The 20825-nt window shown below is 70.4% G+C and carries 18 protein-coding genes; 9 read left to right on the forward strand and 9 right to left on the reverse strand.

Annotated features, from left to right (window positions below; all coding sequences use genetic code 11):
• Positions 1–22: 22 nt before the first annotated feature.
• On the reverse strand, positions 23–1987 hold the full coding sequence (locus VHA73_10420) for a protein meaA (protein ID HVX18432.1): 1965 nt from the start codon (positions 1985–1987) through the stop codon (positions 23–25).
• A gap of 93 nt (positions 1988–2080) precedes the next feature.
• Here VHA73_10420 and VHA73_10425 point away from each other — a divergent pair, with 93 nt between their 5' ends.
• The 3 genes from VHA73_10425 (at position 2081) to VHA73_10435 (ending at position 6750) form a co-directional block, all read left to right on the forward strand.
• Positions 2081–2977, forward strand: a complete 897-nt coding sequence (locus tag VHA73_10425) for a formate dehydrogenase accessory sulfurtransferase FdhD (protein ID HVX18433.1) — start codon at positions 2081–2083, stop codon at positions 2975–2977.
• Positions 2974–5262: an FdhF/YdeP family oxidoreductase gene (locus tag VHA73_10430; protein ID HVX18434.1), complete on the forward strand. Its 2289-nt coding sequence runs from the start codon at positions 2974–2976 to the stop codon at positions 5260–5262. The genes VHA73_10425 and VHA73_10430 overlap by 4 nt, the downstream gene beginning before the upstream one ends.
• Before the next feature lie 135 nt (positions 5263–5397).
• Entirely contained in the window at positions 5398–6750 is a 1353-nt protein-coding gene (locus VHA73_10435) for a cyclopropane-fatty-acyl-phospholipid synthase family protein (GenBank protein ID HVX18435.1), read from the forward strand.
• A gap of 131 nt (positions 6751–6881) precedes the next feature.
• On the opposite strand, the gene aat is transcribed toward VHA73_10435, so the two are convergent.
• From aat to VHA73_10450, 3 genes are all read right to left on the reverse strand, one after another.
• On the reverse strand, positions 6882–7565 hold the full coding sequence (aat, locus tag VHA73_10440) for a leucyl/phenylalanyl-tRNA--protein transferase (protein HVX18436.1): 684 nt from the start codon (positions 7563–7565) through the stop codon (positions 6882–6884).
• A complete protein-coding gene (locus tag VHA73_10445) occupies positions 7562–8305 on the reverse strand; it encodes a hypothetical protein (GenBank protein HVX18437.1) in 744 nt (247 codons plus the stop codon). Before VHA73_10445 ends, aat begins: the two co-directional genes overlap by 4 nt.
• 106 nt (positions 8306–8411) lie before the next feature.
• Positions 8412–9272, reverse strand: coding sequence for a 3-hydroxybutyryl-CoA dehydrogenase (locus VHA73_10450; GenBank protein ID HVX18438.1), 861 nt, complete (start codon positions 9270–9272; stop codon positions 8412–8414).
• Between the two features lie 130 nt (positions 9273–9402).
• Here VHA73_10450 and VHA73_10455 point away from each other — a divergent pair, with 130 nt between their 5' ends.
• Positions 9403–10068, forward strand: a complete 666-nt coding sequence (locus tag VHA73_10455) for a Type 1 glutamine amidotransferase-like domain-containing protein (protein ID HVX18439.1) — start codon at positions 9403–9405, stop codon at positions 10066–10068.
• Positions 10069–10097: 29 nt separating this feature from the next.
• On the opposite strand, the gene VHA73_10460 is transcribed toward VHA73_10455, so the two are convergent.
• Entirely contained in the window at positions 10098–10898 is an 801-nt protein-coding gene (locus VHA73_10460; protein HVX18440.1) for a peptidylprolyl isomerase, read from the reverse strand.
• A gap of 167 nt (positions 10899–11065) precedes the next feature.
• Here VHA73_10460 and VHA73_10465 point away from each other — a divergent pair, with 167 nt between their 5' ends.
• From VHA73_10465 to VHA73_10475, 3 genes are all read left to right on the forward strand, one after another.
• A complete protein-coding gene (locus VHA73_10465; GenBank protein HVX18441.1) occupies positions 11066–11710 on the forward strand; it encodes a transcriptional regulator in 645 nt (214 codons plus the stop codon).
• 19 nt (positions 11711–11729) lie between these two features.
• Positions 11730–12947 (forward strand): aspartate kinase, encoded by a 1218-nt coding sequence (locus VHA73_10470; GenBank protein HVX18442.1) that lies wholly within the window; start codon positions 11730–11732, stop codon positions 12945–12947.
• A gap of 65 nt (positions 12948–13012) precedes the next feature.
• Entirely contained in the window at positions 13013–14056 is a 1044-nt protein-coding gene (locus tag VHA73_10475; protein HVX18443.1) for an aspartate-semialdehyde dehydrogenase, read from the forward strand.
• A 21-nt stretch (positions 14057–14077) separates the two neighbouring features.
• On the opposite strand, the gene VHA73_10480 is transcribed toward VHA73_10475, so the two are convergent.
• Positions 14078–14362 (reverse strand): MazG nucleotide pyrophosphohydrolase domain-containing protein, encoded by a 285-nt coding sequence (locus VHA73_10480; GenBank protein HVX18444.1) that lies wholly within the window; start codon positions 14360–14362, stop codon positions 14078–14080.
• A gap of 109 nt (positions 14363–14471) precedes the next feature.
• Between VHA73_10480 and VHA73_10485 the strand changes: the two genes are divergently transcribed.
• Positions 14472–16286: an NAD(P)/FAD-dependent oxidoreductase gene (locus VHA73_10485; protein HVX18445.1), complete on the forward strand. Its 1815-nt coding sequence runs from the start codon at positions 14472–14474 to the stop codon at positions 16284–16286.
• 156 nt (positions 16287–16442) lie between these two features.
• Here VHA73_10485 and VHA73_10490 read toward each other — a convergent pair whose 3' ends face one another.
• The 3 genes from VHA73_10490 to VHA73_10500 all read right to left on the reverse strand — a co-directional run bounded on the left by VHA73_10490 (position 16443) and on the right by VHA73_10500 (position 19088).
• On the reverse strand, positions 16443–17117 hold the full coding sequence (locus VHA73_10490) for a hypothetical protein (protein ID HVX18446.1): 675 nt from the start codon (positions 17115–17117) through the stop codon (positions 16443–16445).
• Positions 17118–17263: 146 nt separating this feature from the next.
• Positions 17264–17809: a hypothetical protein gene (locus VHA73_10495; GenBank protein ID HVX18447.1), complete on the reverse strand. Its 546-nt coding sequence runs from the start codon at positions 17807–17809 to the stop codon at positions 17264–17266.
• A gap of 331 nt (positions 17810–18140) precedes the next feature.
• Complete coding sequence (locus VHA73_10500; protein HVX18448.1) at positions 18141–19088, reverse strand: MBL fold metallo-hydrolase; 948 nt, start codon at positions 19086–19088, stop codon at positions 18141–18143.
• Between the two features lie 218 nt (positions 19089–19306).
• Between VHA73_10500 and VHA73_10505 the strand changes: the two genes are divergently transcribed.
• Entirely contained in the window at positions 19307–20788 is a 1482-nt protein-coding gene (locus tag VHA73_10505) for an alpha/beta hydrolase family protein (GenBank protein HVX18449.1), read from the forward strand.
• Positions 20789–20825 lie beyond the last annotated feature (37 nt).

Here is a 20825-nt window from a genome sequence, read left to right on the forward strand (position 1 = left end):
CCCAGCGACCGATGGACGTGGGTCAGGGCGAGGCGCGGCCGGCTTCGACGAGGGCGACGATGTCGCGCATGATGCGGGCGAACTCGAAGTCCTTCGGCGTGTAGACCGCGGCGACGCCGGCTTCGAGCAACTTGGGACGGTCGTCCTCAGGGATGATCCCACCCGCCACGACCGGCACCGTCACGCCTTCGTCGCGCAACAGGCGCACGACTTCGGGGACCAGCTCCATGTGGCTGCCCGACAAGATCGACAAGCCCACCAGCTCGACGTCTTCGTCGCGCGCGACCGACGCGATCTGCTCGGGTGTCAAGCGGATGCCTTGGTACACCACCTCGATGCCGGCATCGCGGGCCGCGACCGCGATCTGCTCGGCGCCGTTGGAGTGGCCGTCGAGCCCGGGCTTGGCCACGAGGATCCGCGGCGGGCCACCCGGCAGGGTCTTCACCCGTTCGGCCACTGCACGGAGCCCGTCGGTGGAACCGTGGCCGACGGCCGCGGCCACACCGGTCGGCGCCCGGTACTCGCCGAACACCTCGCGCAGCTCGCCGGCCCACTCGCCGGTCGTGCCACCGGCATGGGCCAGCGCGATGGTGGCCGGCATGATGTTCTCGTCGGTGCCCGCCACCCTGGCCAGTTCCTCCAACGCCCGCTTCACGGCATCGGTGTCGCGCTGAGCCCGCCACTCCACGAGCTCCTCGATCGTCTGGTGCTCGGTGGCAGGGTCGACCTTCAAGATGCTCTCCTCGCCGCCGAGCGGCGACGGCTCGGTCTCCGTGAAGGAGTTGACGCCCACCACGGTCTGTTCGCCGGTCTCGATGCGGCGTATGCGGTCGGCGTGCGACGCGACCAGCCGGCCCTTCAGCTCGTCGATGCACTCGAAGACACCGCCGAGCGCCAGCACTTCGTCGAGCTCGGCGGTGGCGCCGTCGACCAACTCGGCGGTCTTGGCTTCCATCACGTGCGAGCCGTCGAAGATGTCGTCGTACTCCAACAAGTCGGACTCGTACGCCAGCACCTGCTGCATCCGCAACGACCACTGCTGATCCCAAGGCCGGGGGAGGCCGAGCGCCTCGTTCCACGCGGGCAGCTGGAGCGACCGGGCCCGCGAGCGCTTCGACAACGTCACCCCCAACATCTCGAGCACGATGCGCTGCACGTTGTTCTCGGGCTGCGCCTCGGTGAGGCCGAGCGAGTTGACCTGGACGCCGTACCGGAACCGCAGCGCTTTGTCATCGGTGACGCCGTAGCGCTCACGGCCGATGCGTGCCCACATCGCGGCGAACGCCCGCATCTTGGCGGTCTCCTCGACGAACCGCATGCCGGCGTTCACGAAGAACGAGATCGACGCGAACACGGCGGGGAAACGATCGGGGTCGACTTTGCCGGACTCGCGCACCCCGTCGAGCACGCCGACGGCAGTGGCCAGCGAGTACGCCAGCTCCTGCACTGGCGTCGCTCCGGCCTCTTGCAGGTGGTAGCTGCAGACGTTCATCGGGTTCCACTTGGGGATCCGCTCGTTGCAGAACGCGATCATGTCGACGATCAAGCGGCGCGAGGGGTGCGGCGGGAAGATGTACGTACCTCGACTCAAGTACTCCTTGACGATGTCGTTCTGGGTCGTGCCCCGCAGTTGCTCCGACGGCACGCCGTGGTTCTCGGCGTTCGCCACGTAGAGGCCGAGCAGCCAGGCTGCCGTTGCGTTGATGGTCATCGACGTGTTCATCTCGCCGACCGGGATGCCGTCGAGGAGCTGTTGCATGTGGCCGATGTGGCACACCGGCACGCCGACCTTCCCGACCTCTCCGCGGGCGAACGTGGAGTCGGGGTCGTAGCCGGTCTGCGTCGGCAGGTCGAAGGCGATTGACAGACCGGTCTGCCCTTTGGCGAGGTTGGTGCGGTACAGCTCATTCGAGGCGCTCGCGGTCGAGTGCCCCGAGTACGTCCGCATCATCCAGGGCTTGTCGCGGCCGGTCGACTGGTCGGTCATCTCCCCATTGTCGACGCCGGTGGCCCGATCCTCCACATTTTGTGTGCGCCGTCCTCACGGATTCCCCGGGTGGCAGGCCGGTAGGTTGGCCGCATGGAGCAGGGTCGATCCGTCTCCGCGTCCGTCCTCCGGATCGGTCGCGAAGGCACCGACGTGACCGTCGATGAGCTCGCAGTCGAGGAACCGCTCGAGATCCGGCTCGACGGCGAGCGGGTGGCCACCACCATGCGCACGCCGGGCCACGACGATGAGCTGGCGGCTGGCTTCTGCTGGGCCGAAGACCTGCTCGGCGGCGCCGACATCTTGCGCGTGGGCCGTTGCGCGGCGGTCGAGGCACGAGGTGGTGGCGCCACCGAGGCCGGCGCGGCTGCCCTCACCGCGAACGTGGTCGTGGTCGACACCGGCTGCCTCGCGCCCGCGCCGACTGCTCGTCTCGGCACCACCACGTCGTCGTGCGGGTGGTGCGGCACCGGCCAGCTCGACGTGTTGCGCGACCGGTTCACGCCGGTGCGCCAGCCGATCGTGTTCGACCTCGACGCCCTGGCCGCCATCCCTGACCGCGTCCGACCTCACCAGCGGCTGTTCGACCTGACCGGCGGCGTGCACGCCGCGGCGGCGTTCGACGCGGACGGGTCCGTGCTGGTGGTCCGCGAGGACATCGGCCGTCACAACGCCGTCGACAAAGTGGTTGGACGCCTGCTGCTCGGCGGTGCCCTACCGGCGGCGGGCCTCGGGCTGTTCGTGAGCGGCCGGGCGAGCTTCGAGCTGGTGCAAAAGGCGTGGGCCGCGGGCTTCGCCGCGTTGGTGGCGGTCAGCGCGCCGTCGTCGCTGGCGGTCGACGCGGCCCGCCGCGCCAACCTGCTGCTGGCCGGATTCGTCCGACCCGGGCGTGTCAACGTCTACGCCGAGCCGGTGGCCGGCCTTGTGCCGCCGTCGGACCCGCCCGCCGCCGTGCGCGTCGACGGAGTGACCGCCGCGAGCGCGCGATGACCAAGCCGCCACCGGCCAGCGACCCGTCCGAGGTGGAGCTCACCACCCGCGCGCCGAAGGACTGGGCGGCCGGGCTGCCCGGCGTGGTGGCCGCATTGCGCCAGACCCGGGACCAGGCCGGGGTGCGGCGCGGCGCCCGCCTGCTCGCCCGCATCAACCAGGCCGACGGGTTCGACTGTCCCGGCTGCGCGTGGCCCGACCCCGACAACAGAGGACACGTCGAGTTCTGCGAGAACGGCGCCAAAGCCGTCGCCGAGGAAGGCACGTTGCGTCGGGTCGGTCCGGAGTTCTTCGCGGCTCACCCGCTCGGCGACTTGCGTGCGCGGAGCGACTACTGGCTCGGTCAGCAGGGGCGCCTCACCCATCCCATGTTCCGGCCTGCGGGATCCGACCGGTTCGAGCAGGTGTCGTGGGAGCACGCGCTGGCGCTGGTCGTCGACGAGCTCCGACGTTGTGCCTCGCCCGACCGGGCGGTCTTCTACACGTCGGGCCGCACCAGCAACGAAGCCGCGTTCGCCTACCAGTTGATGGTCCGGCGCTTCGGCACCAACAACTTGCCGGACTGCTCGAACATGTGCCACGAGTCGAGCGGTGTCGCGCTTGGCCAGGCGATCGGGATCGGCAAGGGGTCGGTCACCCTCGACGACATCGAGCAGGCCGACTTGTTGCTCATCGCCGGTCAGAACCCCGGTACGAATCACCCACGGATGCTCACCGCGCTCGAAGCCGCCAAGGAGCGGGGGGCGGTGATCGTGGCCATCAACCCGCTGCCCGAGGCGGGCCTGATCCGCTTCAAGAACCCTCAGCGGGCTCGCGGGCTGGCCGGGCGCGGCACGCCGCTGGCCGACCAGTTCCTCCAGATCAAAGTGGGTGCCGACCTCGCGCTGTTCCAGCTCGTGAACCGTCGCCTGGTGGAGCTCGACGACGGCGTGGCGGCTGACCACGCGGTGCTCGACCGGGCGTTCATCGAGTCGTCGTGCGACGGTTTCGACGCGCTGGCCGCACACCTCCGCGGCCTCGACGAACGGGCGCTTCTCGCCGCCACCGGCCTCGGCGTCGGCGAGGTCGACGCGCTGGTTGACCGGATCGTGGCGTCGGAGCGCATGATCATCTGCTGGGCGATGGGCATCACGCAGCACCGCCAAGGCGTCGCGACCATCCGCGAGATGGCCAACACCGCGCTGTTGCGCGGCGCGATCGGCAAGCCCGGCGCCGGCCTGTGCCCCGTGCGTGGCCACAGCAACGTCCAAGGCGACCGCACGATGGGCATCTTCGAAAAGCCACCGGCGCCCCTGCTCGACGCCATCGCCGGACGGTTCGCGTTCGAGCCGCCGCGCGCCCACGGGCTCGACACGGTCGGTGCGATCCACGCTCTGCGCCGGAGCGAGGTCGACGTGTTCATGTCGATGGGCGGCAACTTCGCGTCGGCGGCCCCCGACACCCGCGCCACGCTCGACGCGCTCGGTCGTTGCCGGCTCGGCGTGTCGGTGTCCACCAAGCTCAACCGCACCCACCTGCATGCCGGCGAGGCGTCGTTGATCCTTCCGTGCCTGGGCCGCACCGAGCGCGACCGCACGGGCGGCGCCGACCAGTTCGTCAGCGTCGAGGACTCGATGAGCATGGTCCACATGTCGCGCGGCCGGGTCCCTCCCGCGTCGAGCGAGCTGCGCAGCGAGGTCGACATCGTGTGCGCGCTTGCGTCGCGGTTGTTCGGCGACGACGAGATCGACTGGTCCGCCAGGGCGGACGACTACGACCTCATCCGCGAGGACATCGCTGAGGTGATCCCGGGCTGCGTCGACTACAACCGGCGCGTGCGGCTGCCGGGCGGGTTCGTGCTGCCGCACCCGCCACGCGACAGCCGCACGTTCCCCACTGCCAGCGGCAAGGCCCACCTGACGTGTAACCACTTCTCGCCCGTCGAAGTGCCCGATGGTCGGCTGCTGTTGCAGACGGTGCGCTCGCATGACCAGTTCAACACCACGATCTACGGGCTCGACGACCGCTACCGCGGCATCTCGAACGGACGCCGGGTCGTCTTCGCCCACCGCGACGACCTCGCAACGCTCGGGTTCTCCGGCGGCGACGTGGTCGACGTGGTCAGCGACGCGCACGACGGGATCGAGCGACGCGCCGCGCGCTTCCGGCTGGTCGAGTACCCGGTCGCGCCCGGCACTTGCGCGGCGTACTTCCCCGAAGCGAACGAGCTGGTGCCGCTGGGGTGGGTCGCCGACGAGAGCAACACGCCGGCGTCAAAGGCGGTGGTGGTGCGCTTCGAGCCCTGATGGCAGGATCGGCGCGCGCCGGCACGGCCGCGTGGCAACCGTCACTCCTTCCGGCAGACTGGCTGCGGCTGGGGCCCGTCGCGGTGCTGACGTGCCGGCGTACGGGTTCGCGAACAACCGATTCGGGAGGTCGTCATGAAGCCGCTGCTGTCCGGCCGTCATTCCGCCACCCCGGTGGTCGACTCGATTGCGCCGACCGTCCGGAGCCTGCTCGGCCGCGAGTTGCCGTTTCGTCTCCGAGGCTGGGACGGCAGCGAGACCGGACCCGCCGATTCGCCAGTCACGGTGGTGATCCACTCGCCGCTGGCGCTGCGCTACTTGCTGTGGGCGCCGGGCGAGCTCGGATTGGCCCGCGCGCACGTCGCCGGCGAGCTCGACATCGAAGGCGACATCTTCAAGCTCCTGAACGCCCGCGACCTGCTGGTCGACGAAGTCAGCGAACCGTATGAGCTGCGATTCAACCCCAAGTCGTTGGGCGCGCTCGCCAAGAGCGCGTTCAACGTCGGCGCGATCGGCCCTCCGCCACCTCGGCCCATCGAGGAGGCCAAGCCGCGGGGCTTGCGCCACAGCATCGGACGCGACGCGGCCTCGGTGTCGCACCACTACGACGTCGGCAACGATTTCTACCGGATCGTCCTCGGCCCGTCGTGGACGTACTCGTGTGGCTACTGGCCCACCGGCGACATGACGCTCGAGCAGGCGCAAGCCTCCAAGTACGAGCTCGTGTCCCGCAAGCTCGGCCTGCGCGAGGGCATGCGCCTGCTCGACGTCGGCTGCGGTTGGGGCGGCATGGTCATCCATGCGGCGCTCCACCACGGGGTGCGGGCGGTCGGCGTCACCATCTCCAAGGAGCAGCAACAAAAGGCCCGTGAGCGCGTCGAGGAGCTCGGGCTCGGCGACCGCGTCGAGATCCGCTTGCAGGACTACCGCGAGATCCACGACGGACCGTTCGACGCGATCAGCAGTATCGGCATGTTCGAGCACGTCGGCGAGGAGCGGATGAAGGAGTACCTGTCCGATCTCCGCGATTTGCTGCGTCCCGGTGGTCGGTTGCTCAACCACGCGATCTCCCGACCCGACCCGTCGAGGCGGTCGTCGATCCGCCCCCGTTCGTTCGTCGGCCGCTACGTGTTCCCCGACGGAGCGCTGGTCGAGGTGGGCAGGGTGGTCAGCACCATGCAGGGGCTCGGCCTCGAAGTGCGCGATCTGCAGTCGTTGCGTGAGCACTACGCCCGCACGTTGCGCGCGTGGGTCGCCAACCTGGAGTCGCAGTGGGACGAGGCGCAGCGACTGGCAGGTCCGGGACGCGCCCGGGTCTGGCGGCTGTACATGGCCGGCTCAGCGCTGGGGTTCGAGGACAACCGGATCTCGGTGCACCAGGTCCTGGCGGTGCGGACTCCACCGGACGGCAAGAGCGACGTCGAGCCCAACCGCTCGCTGCTCGATGTCCCTCAACCGGTCGACCTCGGCCTCCCGTCCGGGAGCTGACCCCACCGCGGCGTCCCGCGGCGTCCCCGTCGTCCCCCCGTCGTCCCCCCTGTCGTCCCCCCCGTCGTCCCCCCCCGTCGTCCCCCCCGTCCTGCTGTGAGCAGTTGACCACCTGGTGGGTGGTCAACTGCTCACAGCACAGGGGGGAGGGGGAGGTCGAGGGCCGCGCGCAGCAGCCGGAGGTAGCGGTCGCGCGGCACGTCCCGGGCGCCGAGTGTGGCGAGGTGCTCCGTGGTCCACTGCACGTCGAGCAGCCGGCCCGCGCCGCCGGATCCGTCGCTGCGGAGCAAGTCGACCAGGCCGACCAACGCCACCTTCGACGCGTCCGTGCGGTGGTGGAACATCGACTCGCCGGCGAACAGGCCACCGATCGCCACGCCGTACAGCCCGCCGGCCAGCACGTCATCGCGCACGTCCCACGCCTCGATGCTGTGTACCCAGCCCATCTCGTGCAGGGCCGAGTACGCCGCCCGGATCGGACCGCTGATCCAGCCGTGGGGACGCGTCGGCGCCGCGCACGCGCGGATGACCGCATCGAACGCCGTGTCCACCCGGATCTCGAAGCGCGTGCATGACTTGCGCAGCGATCGGCTGATGCGCAGCTCGTCGAGCGGGATGATCCCGCGGGGGTCGGGCGACCACCACGCCAACGTGTTGCGGTTGCCGATGGGCATCGGGAACAGCCCGGCTCGGTACGCCGCGAGCAGCGTGCCCGCCTCGAGATCGGCGCCGATGCCGACGATGCCTTGGTCATCTGCAGTGGCGGCGGGCGGCAGCACCCACTGCGTGGGCAACGGCTCGGTGGGCCGGCTCACCGGCGCCCTCGCAACGAGGCGTTCACCTGCTCGCCAACGGCGCGGGTGGCGCGCCGGTTCAAGATGCCGCCCGCCGCGGCGCCGGCCAGCAACGGTGCGAACGATGCGACCGATCGACCGCCGCGTCGCACCAGCCGGCGTTGCAGCGTGCGGCTCAACCGGAGCCGGGCTTGGCGGCCGAGCAGGTCGGCGGCGCCGCCCTGCAGCAGCACGCCGGGCTCGATGCCGCGACGCTCAGCCCAAGCGGCAGTGATCGCCACCGCCTGATCTGTGAACGAGCCGGAGATGGGGCGACCCGCCGCGACGTGCAGCTCGGCCACCAGCTTCATCTCGATGGCCACCACCAGCAGCGTCTCGGCCACGAGCTCGACTGGAAGGGTCGGCCAGGCGGCGGGGGTCAGCTCCTCCACGGTCGCGAGGCCACCAACGAGCGCGCCGACCGCACCGGTGGCGAGCGCGGCCCGGTCGATCAGGCGGGTGGCGAGCGCGTCGCCCGACAGACCGTCGTGGTGGGCGCGCAGTGTGGCCACGTCGCGCACCGGCAGGTGGCCCGCCATCTCCGTGACGAGGTCGGCTGCCCAACGCCCCGACGCGACCGCTCTGGCGCCGGCCGCCCGGGCGGAACGCGCGGTGAGGCGCAGCAGCTCCGGCACTCGCTGCGACCGGGCGCCGGAGTCGTCGATCCGTGTGAGCGTGGCCAGTACCTCGGCCAGCTCGCGGTCCTCAGGCCGTTGCGCCACCAGACAAGTCTGCCAAGCGCGCCGCGGTGCGCGTGAGCGTGTCGGTGCGCGGCCCGCCCCCGACGCTGCTGGACCACGCCGGGCGGGCTACACCGTGGGCTCGGGGCTACTTGCGGTAGTCGTAGAAGCCGAGGCCGCTCTTGCGACCGAGGTGCCCGGCCGTGACCATCCGCCGCAACAGCGGGACCGCTGCGTAGTTCGGGTCGCGGAACTCGGCGTACAGGGCGTCGAGGATCGCGAGCGACGTGTCGAGGCCCACCAGGTCGAGCAGCGCCAGCGGCCCCATCGGGAAGTTGCAGCCGCCCTTCATGGCCGAGTCGATGGCGTCGCGCGACGCGGTGCCGTTCTCCATCATCCGCACCGCGTTGTTCAGGTACGGGAACAAGAGCGCGTTGACGATGAAGCCGGCTCGGTCCTGGACTTCGACCGGGTCCTTGCCGCACGCCGTGGCGAACTCGACGACCGTCGCGACCGTGTCGTCGCTGGCGGTCAGGGGGCGGACGACCTCGACGAGGCTCATCATCGGCGCCGGGTTGAAGAAGTGGACACCGACGACGCTCTCGGGCCGTTCAGTGACCATCGCCAGCTCGACGACCGGCAGGGTCGAGGTGTTGGTGGCCAAGATCGCGTCGCTGTTGACCACCTTGTCGAGCTCGGCGAACAGCTGCTTTTTGACCTCGAGGTCCTCGACCACCGACTCGATGATCAGATCGCAGCTCGACAGGTCGTGCAGCTCGGCCGTGCCGGTGACCCGACCGAGGATCGCTTCCTTGTCGGCCGCCTCGAGGCGGCCCTTGTCGACCTGCTTGGTGAGCGACTTGTCGAGTCCGGTGATGGTGGCGTCGGCCGTGGCCTGCGCCCGCGAGCGCAGCACCACTTCATAGCCGGCCTTGGCCGCCACCTCCACGAGCCCGGAACCCATGATCCCGGAACCGAGGACCCCCACACGCTTGATCGGCTTTGTCATGGCGGCAGATGTTACCGATCGGTAGCCGATCGATGCCACGGCGCCGCCCGGCGCCGGTGCCGACGTCCGTTAGCGTCCCCGACGTCGGCACGGTGCGTGCCGCGGCCGGTCGCCACGAGAGGACGGGGACATGACGGGACTGCTGGCGCTCGTTGGCGGAGCCGAGTTCACGGCTGCGTGCACGTTCGACGAGGAGTTGCTCGCCGCGTCGGGCGCGTCCGAGGTCGTGGTGCTGCCAACCGGCGCGGCCTATGAGCACCCCGAGGAGTTGACGGCTCGTGCCGAAGGCTGGTTCCACGGCCTCGGATCGTCGGTCCGCGCGCTCGACGTGCTTCGCCGGCCCGATGCGCTCGACGAGGCGAATGCGGCGGCGGTGCGAGACGCCCGTTTCGTGTACTTGGCCGGCCGGTCGCCGATGCACTTGCGTTCCGTGCTGATGCAGTCGCCGGTGTGGGACGCACTGGTGGAGGCGTGGCATGGAGGCGCGGTCGTGGCAGGGTCCGTCGCGGGGGGCCAAGTGCTGTGCGACCCGATGGTCGATCCCCGCGGTGGCGCGTTCACGGTGGGGCTCGGGTTGCTGCAAGGCGTGGCGGTGATCCCCGAGCGCAACACCTGGTCCGACGACGCGCTCCACCGCACTCGCGTGTTGAGCACCGAAGGGCTGGTCTTGTTGGGTGTCGATGAAGGCACTGCGGTGATCCGCGACGCGGATGGCAGGTGGCGCGCGGCGGGCGCCGGCTCGGTGACCGTCCACATCGGCGGCGTGCCCGCCGGCCTCGACGACGTCCACGTCTGATCGCGGCCCCGAGCCGACGACCAGCCGGATCAGCTGGTCGTGACGGTCACCTTCTTCACCACGATCGGCGGGTTCGGCGTCTGCCCCAAGCCGCCCGGGTCGGTGGTCGACGGCGCCTTCATGATCGCTTGCAGCACGTCGAGTCCCTTGGTGACGTGCCCGAACGTCACGTACGTGCCCTGGGAGTCGAGGTTCGACCCGTTGGGGCCCGTCACGAAGAAGAACTGGGCGCCCGCGCTGTTGGCATTCGACGTGCGAGCCATCACGAGGTCGCCGGCCTTGTAGCGGTACGGGCCTTTGAGCTGCTGGGTGGACGGGTCGACGCTGAACGCCGGCTCGTCCTTGATCGAGTAACCGGGCCCGGCGTCGCTGTTGTCCTCGGTGTGGGGTGACCCGCCCTGGATGATGTCGATCGAGGAGTCGACCCGGAACAGCTTCGTGTTGTCGTAGTAGTGCCAACCCGCGAGGAACGCGAAGTTGTTGGCCGTCTCTGGCGTGTTGGTGGTGTCGAGCTGCACGACGACATCGCCCTTGGTGGTGACGAACGTGACGCTCGCCTTGGTGCCTTTGGCGAGGCAGGTGGGCGGCGCGCTCGTGAAGGTCAGCTTGCGGGTCGTGTTGCCGGACTTCGGGCAGCTCGCGCTGGTGGCTCCGGCGCTGCCCTTCTTGCCGTTGCCGGCGAGGGTCACCACCAACACGATCGCCACGAGCACGGCGGCGGCCGCTCCCGCGGCGATCCGCAAGTTGCGCCGACGCTTCTGTTGGGCGAGCAGTGCGGCGCGCTGCGCGTCGCGATAGGCCTTCTGGCGTTGCCGCTTGTCGGTTCCCACGAGTCGGTCAACCTACCAACGCCCGCGACAGCAGTAGGGCGCGGGCGTCTGGGGTGGGCGCCGACCGGCTGGCCGACGAGATGGCGCCGCGAGGGCCGAGATGTCGCTACGGTTCACAGAACGGGTGGGTTGCGGGCCGACAGCTAGGACTGGCGGAGACCGGACCGATGAGCGACCACGACGACCACCTGTCAGCGGCGCAGTTCGCCGGCGAAGGCGACGCATCCCGCGAGCTCGGTCAGCGGCTGCGACGAGTGCGGCGCGCCCAGGGCATGTCGCTCGCGGACGTCGAGTCACGGTCGGGTGGTCGCTGGAGCGCGTCGGCGGTCGGCGCGTACGAACGCGGCTTTCGCAACTTGTCGATCCCGCGCCTCAAGGCGCTGGCTGACTTCTACACGGTGCCGATCGAGGTGCTGCTGGGCGACGAGAGCCCACTGGGTCGGGCGACGGGGCCGGGTCTCGTGTTCGACCTCCATCGGCTGCGCGCCGACATGGCCGGCACACCACTCGAGCGGTTCACCGACGCCATCTGCAGTGCCCGCGGTGACTACAACGGCCGGGTCCTGTCGATCCGCGCTGACGACCTCCAAGCGGTCTGCGCCATGGTCGGTGGCGATGTCGGGCAGGTCGTCGAGCAGCTCCGGGAGGCGGGTGTGCTGGTAGATCCGGCCGATCTCGCCGGGCTGTTGGAAGGCCATCACGACGAGCCGTACGACGGGGAGGACCGCCGGGCGACGCCGCTGGCCACGCCCGGCAGCGACGGCTCCGGCGACGACCTGCCGCCGAGGACGCGGGCGGGGTCGGCGGGGTGATCCGGTACCGTTGCCGGCCGTGGCATTGGTCGTCCAGAAGTACGGCGGTACCTCGGTAGCCGACCCCGACCGGATTCGGGAGGTCGCCGAGAACGTCGCGCGCGCACACCGCCGAGGTGGCGGCGTGGTGGTCGTGGTGAGCGCCATGGGCAAAGAGACGGACGACCTGCTCCACCTTGCGTCGCTCGTGTCCGACCGCCCGCCGGGGCGAGAGATGGACATGTTGATCACGTCGGGGGAGCGCAAGGCCACCGCGCTGGTGTCGATGGCGCTGCACGACCTCGGGATCGAAGCCGAGTCGTTCACCGGCAGCCAGGCCGGGTTCCTCACCGACACCACGCACACGAACGCGCGCATCTTGGAGGTGCGCCCGCACCGCATCCGCGAGGCGGTCGAAGCGGGACGCGTCGCCGTGGTGGGTGGCTCACAAGGCGTGTCGACCGACCGCGACATCACGTTCTTGGGTCGCGGCGGCTCCGACACCACCGCGGTCGCGCTCGCCCACGCGCTCGGCGCCGACGCGTGCGAGTTGTACACCGACGTGCCCGGTGTCTTCACCGCCGACCCGCGGGTCGTCGACCGGGCCCGTCGCATGCCCAAGGTCAGCTTCGACGAACTGCTCGAGATGTGCGCAGCGGGTTGCCCGAAGCCGGCCATGCGATCGGTTGAGTTCGCCCGCCGTCACGGGGTCACGTTGCATGTGCGATCGGCTTTCACGTGGGAGCCGGGCACTTGGGTCACCGAGGAGGAGCCCGACATGGAGCACGCCATCGTCTCGGCCGTCACGCACGACGCGTCGGAGGCCAAAGTCACCATCGCGGGCGTGCCGGACCGCCCCGGGGTCGCTGCGTCGCTGTTTCGGCGCTTGGCTGACCGCGGCGTGAACGTCGACATGATCGTCCAGAACACGTCGGAGCACGGCGTGACCGACATCTCGTTCACGATGCCGCACGCCGACCTCGACACCGGCATGCAGGTCACCGAGCAACTCGCCTCCGAGATCGGCGCGGTGGGTGTGTCGTCCGACGCGGCCATCGGCAAGGTCAGTCTCGTCGGCGCCGGCATGAAGTCGAACCCCGGCGTGGCCGCCAAAGTGTTCGAGACCATGGCCACCGAGGGCATCAACATCGAGATGATCTCCACCTCCGCCATCCGCATCTCGTGTGTGGTGCAGGAGTCGCAGCTCGAGCAGGCGGTCGTCGCCTTGCACACCGCGTTCGGTCTCGACGCCGCCTGACGCGTCCGACTCTCTCCGAAGAACGCGCTTGGGGCGGGAGGCCGGCCCGCCGGTACCCTGGCGCCATGGCTTCGCGGCAGTACAACGTCGGCATCGTCGGTGCCACTGGACAGGTCGGTGGCGTGATGCGCCGGATCCTCGAGGAGCGCTCCTTCCCGGTGGGCCGGCTCCGGTTGTTCGCGTCGGCCCGCTCGGCGGGTCGAACCATGGCGTGGGGCGGCACCGAGCTCACGATCGAGGACGCGGCCACCGCCGACTTCACCGGCCTCGACGTCGTGCTGATGTCGGCCGGCAAGAGCACCTCGCTCGAGTTGTCCCCGAAGATCGGCGCGCTGGGCGTGACCGTGATCGACAACTCCTCGGCGTTCCGCATGGACCCCGAGGTGCCGCTGGTGGTCGCCGAAGTGAACCCCGACGCCGCGGCACGGCGACCCAAGGGGATCATCGCCAACCCCAACTGCACGACCATGGCGTTCATGCCGGTGCTGAAGCCCCTGCACGAGGCGGCCGGGCTCGAGGCGCTGGTGATCAGCACGTACCAGGCGGTGTCGGGCGGTGGGCTGGCCGGCGTGGCCGAGCTCGACGAGCAGGTCCGCAAGACGGCTGACCACGCCGCGGAGCTCACTTTCGACGGCCGCGCGGTGGAGTTCCCCGAACCGCACTTGTTCGCGAAGCCGATCGCCTTCAACGTGTTGCCGCTGGCCGGGTCGCTCGTCGACGACGGGCTCGGCGAAACCGACGAGGAACAGAAGCTGCGCAACGAGTCGCGCAAGATCCTCGAGATCCCCGGCTTGGCGGTGTCCGGCACCTGTGTGCGGGTGCCGGTGTTCACCGGTCACTCGCTGTCGATCAACGCACGGTTCAGCCGCCCGATCAGCCCCGAGCAGGCGCGGTCGCTGCTGACCGGTGTGCCGGGTGTGGCGTTGGCGGACGTGCCGACGCCGCTCGAAGCGGCCGGTCAGGACCCGGCCTACGTGGGGCGGATCCGGGCCGACGAAACAGTGGCGGACGGGCGGGGCCTGTCGCTGTTCGTCAGCAACGACAACCTGCGCAAGGGCGCGGCGCTCAACGCCGTGCAGATCGCCGAGTTGGTTGCCGCCGAGTCCTGACGTCCGCCGGGTCCGGTGCCCTCAATGGGCGCACCGGCACGGGATCGAATGGCACTTCGGACAACCGTCGCGGTAGCGGCTGGCCGCGTACTCGAGCGACAAGTCGAGCTGGTTGGCCAGCGACGCCAGCCAGGCCAGGACATCGCCCAGCTCGTGGACCTGCTGGGCCCGCGTGCCCTTGCGCACCGCCTGCGCCAACTCGCCGAGCTCCTCGGTGAGCCACGCGAGGGTCGCAGCGGTTCCGCGCTGGCGGTCCTGCGCGCCGTAAGTGTCATCCATCAGCCGTTGCAGTTCGGCGAGCTCCATGACCGAACCGTACGCGGACGAGACCCGAATCGGTGCCGGAGGGGCTGACACGCGAAGATGCCAACGGCGCCGGTGGGGGAGCCGGCGGCCGAGCGACCAGGGGGGACCTGTGACCACCACCGACCCGACCGCTGCAGCATTCGATTGGCGCAGCAAGTACGCGGCGGAGCGCGACAAGCGCATCCGCGTGGACGGCAACGACCAGTACCAAGTCGTCACGAGCCAGCTCAGCCATGGCCTCGACGACCCGTATCTGCCGGTCGCCGAGCGCGACCCGGTCACCGACCACGTCACCGTCGCGGTGATCGGCGCCGGGTTCGCCGGGCTGCTGACCGGCGCCCGGCTGAAAGAAGCCGGCGTCGACGACGTGCGGGTCGTCGACCGCTCCGGTGACTTCGGCGGGACTTGGTACTGGAACCGCTACCCGGGCGCCCAGTGCGACACGAAGTCGCTGATCTACCTCCCGCTGCTCGAGGAGACCGGCCACATGCCGACCGAGCAGTACGTCCACGCGCCCGAGATCCTCGAGCACTGCCAGCGCATCGCGAAGCAGTACGGCTTGTACGACAACGCCTTGTTCCACACCGGCGTGACCGAGCTCGAGTGGGACGACGAGCGCGACCGCTGGATCGTGCGCACCGACCGCGGCGACGCCTTCACCGCGCAGTTCGTCACGATCGGCACCGGCCCGTTGCAGGTGCCCAAGCTGCCGGGCATCGAGGGCATCTCGTCGTTCGGGGGCCACTCGTTCCACACCAGCCGGTGGGACTACGGCTACACCGGCGGCGACCCATCCGGCGCGCCGATGACCGGGCTGGCGGACAAGCGTGTCGCGCTGGTCGGTACCGGCGCCACGTCGGTCCAGTGCGTTCCGCACCTCGCCGCTGCCGCCCAGCACCTCTACGTGTTCCAGCGGACACCGTCGTCGGTCGACGTGCGCGGCAACGAGACGATCGACCCGGAGTGGTTCGCCGAGATGGCGGAGCCCGGATGGCAGCAGCGCTGGATCGACAACTTCGTGGCGAACATGACGCCGTCGGAGTTCGCGTCGGAAGACCTGGTGAACGACGGCTGGACCGACCTCGCCAAACGGATGCGCGACCGTCTCGTGTCGTCGGCGGGCGAGATCACCGACATGGAGTCGGTGATGAGCACGTTCGAGGAGGTCGACTACCAGAAGATGAGCGAGATCCGCTCCCGGGTGGAGTCCGTGGTGCACGACCCAGAGACCGCCCACGCCTTGCAGGCCTGGTACCGCCAGCTGTGCAAGCGACCCTGCTTCCACGACGAGTACCTCGACGCGTACAACCAGCCGAACGTCACCCTGGTCGACACCGACGGCAAGGGCGTGGAGCGCGTGACCGAGCACGGCGTGGTCGTCGCGGGCCAGGAGTACGAAGTCGACTGCATCATCTACGCCTCCGGATTCGAGGTCGGCACGGGTGCGGTGCGACGCAACGGTTTCGACATGGTCGGCGTCGGCGGTCGCACGCTGTCAGAGCACTGGGCCGACGGGATGCGATCGATGCACGGCATCCACGTCCACGGCTTCCCGAACGCGTTCATGGTGCAGCTCGCGCAAGGCGGCACGTTCATCGCCAACGTGCCCACCAACCACCTCGACGCGTCGAGGAACATCGCGGCCGTGGTCGGCCACGCCGTCCGCAGCGGCGCGACCCGCGTCGAGCTCACCGAGGCGGCCGAGGACGACTGGATGGGCACGCTCAACACCAACCCGATCTTCTGGCAGTTCCTGTCGGAGTGCACGCCCGGCTACTACAACAACGAAGGTCACGACCCCGGGCCCGACGGCCTGATCACCGGCGGATACCCGCTCGGCCCCGCGGCGTACTTCCGCTACAGCGAGGCCTGGCGCAACACCGGCATCGAGACCGGAGACTTCGCCGGCCTCACCATCACCTGACCCACCCTCACCGCCTCCCCGCGCCCGCCCCGGGTCCGCGCCCGCCCCGACGTGGGAGCGCGCTCGACGTGGGCGGTCGAAGTGGGCGGGCGACCCGGGCGAGAGAGGTGGCGACGTGCTCGGCTTGCCGAGAAGCGCGAGGGTCGGGACGTGGTCTCAGTCGAGGACGGGCTGGAGGTCCTCGACCTTGATCGGCATCGACGCAGCCACCCGCAACGGTGGCAGCGTGCCGCCTTCGCCGGTGCTGGCTCGCCAGCTCACCTGCCAGGTCATCGACCCGCGCAACGTGTACGTGCCGTTGGGGTCGTCGACGGTGGACCGCTGGGTGTACGCGTAGCTGCACGTTGGCGTGCTCGACGGGTCGGTCTGGCCGGCGACGTACGGCGTGCCGGTGCCGTCGCAATGGAGATGGTGGCCGTCGCCGGTGTCCCAGTCGATGCCCGTGGCCGTGGCCGTGATCGACACCGACAACGGTCCGAACGTTGCGCTCTGGCTCACCGGACGGGCCGCGCTCGGGTCGACCCACAGCCACACCGGTATGCCGGTGACCGCCGAGGTTCCCGGCGGCGGCGCGGTGCGCAGCGGCGGCATCACCACGCGCAGCTGTGTGCGAAGGGCGATGGCGATGTCACGGCCCGGGTTCGCCGGCGCGCCTGCCGTCGGAGACGTCTGGCAGAACGGCAACACCGTCCCCTGCGCCTGGCGGTACGTCGAGCAGAGCGCGGTGTAGATCGTCTGGAGGTTGCGCTCCTCCTGGGTCAGCGGCCGCGTCGCGGTCGGCCGCCCTGGCGCTCGACCCGGCGACCCCGGCACGTGGTAGGGCTCCGTCACCGTCGGCGTCCCCGCCGTCGCCGAACCGGGATCCGGCGATGGGTTCGGCGAGGGATCAGGACCAATGCCCCAAGTCGCGCTGGCGATGGCGATGGTGATGGCACCGGCGGCCAGGGTTGCGGCCAGGGCGCGCGCGAAGCGCAGCCTTAGCCGCACGTGCTCACTCCCTTGGTTAGTTGTTGCGCGACCACGCGATTGATTCGCCACCCCGACCCGTGCCGGACGAGGTGGATCTGATTCGTGTAGATCCCAACGTCGGTGTTAAGTGGGTGGCCGGTTGCTGCCTCGACGATCCACTCGTCGCTCACCCGGCAGGTGTTGGCGTTTGCCTCGGCACCATCTACCTGGATGGACCGCACCACGAATATGCGGGCGGGATGCGGAGCATCGCGTACGACCTGCCGCTTGTTCTTGAGGTCCTGGACAGCGCGCTCGGCGGCTGCGAGGTATTGCCCCTCGGCGTACTGACGTAGGTCCGTGGGCGGGGTCTGTGGGTTGCGGACAGCTCGCGCATACGCCGTGTTGAAGCCCTCCAACACCTTCCGGATGTCGGCCTTGGCCTGGGCGTTGGGGTCAGGGGTGGTCGTGAGCGGCGGGTTGACCCGGGGGTCGGAGCCGGAGCTCGAGCAGGTCGCGCCGACGACGGTGAGGGTGAGGGTGAGGGCTACGGCCACTAGGGGGACTCGTCGCATCGACCAACCTCGGGCAGCGGAGCAGTCTCGGCGGAAGTGCGATCAGTATGACATGAAACATCATGTCGCCGCTCCGAAATCCAGCGGATCGTGCCTTCGCTACCACTGACTGCGTCAACTCGGCGCAACGACACTTTCACCAGATCCTTGCGATCGTGGCGGTTCTGGTGGCGGTGCCGGTGGTAGCCGGCGTTCGCGGCTGGCCGCTGCGGCGTGCGCGGGTCGGGGGTCGCGCGGGCCGGGTGGGGGTCGTGGGTCGCGCGGGCCGGGTGGGGGTCGGGGCCGTGGGGAGCGCGGGCCGCGCCAGGCCGGGGTCGGATGTGTCGCCCTGTCAGCCGAGGCAGCAGACGTGGGTGGTCATGGGGCCGCCGTTCCACTCGATGGTGTCGGCGATCGCGGCGGACGTGTCGAACGGGCGACCCGCCTGGTCGGCCATGGCTCGATGGAGGTTGAGGACGAGTCGCTCGGCGTCGGCCCAGTCGGCGAACTCGCCGAGGTCGGCGTCGCGCGCCGTCTCGAGTGGCGACCGCCCGGCCTCGATGCCCGCGGCGGCGGTTTCGATGATGAACCGGTAGTACCGATCGTGCTCGCCGAGCACCCGGTCGAGGTCGGCGCCGGCCACCAGCGGCCCGTGGCCCGGTACCACGTGGTCGGGCTCGAACCGGGCGATCCACTCGAGCGACCGGAGGGCGCCGTCGAGCGCCCCGGCCATCACCAGTGGCGTGAGCCCGTGGAACACGAGGTCACCGGTGAACAGCACCCGTTCCTCGGGCAGCCAAGCGACCAGGTCGCCCGTGGTGTGCGCAGGATGGCCGGGGTGGACGAGGTCGACGCGACGGGTCCCCGAGTACACGCTCAGGTCCGACCGCAACACGATGTTCGGCACGCGACGGGTCACCGCGCCCCAGTCCGGCGTGGGCTGCCACACCGGTGGGCAGCCATCGATCAGCGGGTCGACGAGGAGGTGTGCCCGCATGTTCTCGTGGCCGACCAGGACGGTTTCGGGCGGCAGGAGGCAGTTGCCGTACGTGTGGTCGCCGTGCTCGTGGGTGTTGGCGGCGACTCGGATCGGTGCGCCGCCGGTCGCCTCGCCGACGGCGCTGAGGAATTGGCGGGTGCGGGCCTCGGTGGCGCAGGTGTCCACGACGATCACGCCGTCGCTGCCGGCGATGGCCCCGGCGTTGTTCAGCCACCACGTGCCGTCGGGCTGCACCCAGGCATGGACGCCGTCGACCACCTCGTGGAGCGAGCCCGGCCCCGGCTCGCTGTCGTGGATCATGTCGCCGGTCTACCCGAATCGCCCTCGACCCGCGCCGCCCGACGTCTCTCCCCGCTGCCCCCGATCGGAAGATTGTGGTGGGCGGGACGGGTGGGCGGGACAGGTGGGCGGGACGGGTCGAGGGCGGGCGGGACGGGCGGGGCGGGCGAACAGGGAGGTGGCAAGGAACCATCCGGCCGCGTGCCGAAACCTCCGACGTGCGATCACGACGTGCCGTCGTGCGCGGGCGCTGGGGATCCGCGGTCACGTCGGTGCTCGTTGCCGGGCTGCTCGGCGCCGCCCCGGCGGCGACCGCGACCTCGGCCGCGCCCCGCAACCGCACGCGGGCGGACCGACCGGCGGGCGTGCCGTCGCCGGTGTGCCGGCCACGGACGACCTCGCCGGTCGCCCGCTTGCGTGTCGTCCACGTGCAGCCCATCACGGCGCGGGTCACCCGGTACACGTTCTTCTCCTCGGCGCTTGGCGGACAGGTCCGCGCCAACGTGTTGTTGCCGGCCGGCTACGCCGACCCGGCCCAGGCTGCTCGCCGCTATCCCGTCCTGCTCCTCCTCCACGGCGCGGCCGGCGACGCCGATGACTGGGTGCGCCACGGTGTGGAGCGCGTCGTCGGTGACACCCCGATGATCGTGGTGATGCCTGACGGCGGCACCGGTGGTTGGTACACCGACTGGTTCGGCGCCGAGGTCACCCGGCCCGCCACCTTCACGCCGCCCGCCTGGGAGACGTTCCATCTCCGCGAGTTGCTGCCGTGGGTCGACGCGACGTTCCGCACGATCGCCGATCGCCAGCACCGGGTGATCGCCGGGCTGTCGATGGGCGGGTTCGGCACGATGAGCTACGCCGCCCGCCATCCCGACCTGTTCGTCGCGGCAGGGTCGTTCTCCGGCGCGGTCGACACGGACCTGATGTGGCCGCTGCTGCCGATGGCGCTGGGCTACGTCGGCACGCCGCCGTCGATGTGCATCTGGGGCGACCCGGTGACCCAGCAGGCGAACCTCGAAGGCCACGACCCCACCGTCCTCGCCCCGAGCCTGGGAGACACCACGCTGTTCGCGGCCTGGGGCAACGGCCAGGCGGGCCCGCTCGACACGCCGTCGAGCCAGGCGTCGGGGCTGCTCGAGATGGTGATCGCGCCGATGAACGCCGGCTTCGTGCAGGCCGTGCAGCGTTCGGGCATCCCGATCACGGCATGGTCCTACGGCCCGGGCACGCACAGCTGGCCGTACTGGCTGCGCGACCTCGCCAAGTTCCTCCCGATGGCGATGGCGGCGATCGCGCGCCCGTCGCCGACCCCGGCCACCGACCCGACCCACCCGTTCGATTACCGCAGCGCCGAGCCGACGTTCGGTGTGTGGGGCTGGACCTTCCGTGCCCGCCACGATCCGCAGGCCTTCACGGACCTCACGTCGGTGACCCGCTCGGGCTTGACGGTCCGCGGCGCCGGGCAGCTCGACGTGACCACTCCGCCGCTCTACCGCCCGGGGGCTGCGTACTTGGTCAGCGGGGCGCAGGAGCCGGCGCCCGGCATCGTCATCGCCGATCGCCGCGGCCGGCTGACGTTCACCGTCGACCTCGCCGATCGCGCTCCGGCTGCGGCGGTTGCGTCGCTGTCGGCGCTCGGGCAGTTCCTCGCCCAGCCGTTGCCACTCGACGGGACCGTGGCCGGCGCGGCGCACGTGACGATCCGCCCGCTCGCCTGAGCGCTTCTGCGCGCAGAATCCCACCGTGGCGGTCGCC

It is taken from the genome of Acidimicrobiales bacterium, assembly GCA_035547835.1.
In the GTDB taxonomy this organism is placed as follows: domain Bacteria; phylum Actinomycetota; class Acidimicrobiia; order Acidimicrobiales; family Iamiaceae; genus DASZTW01.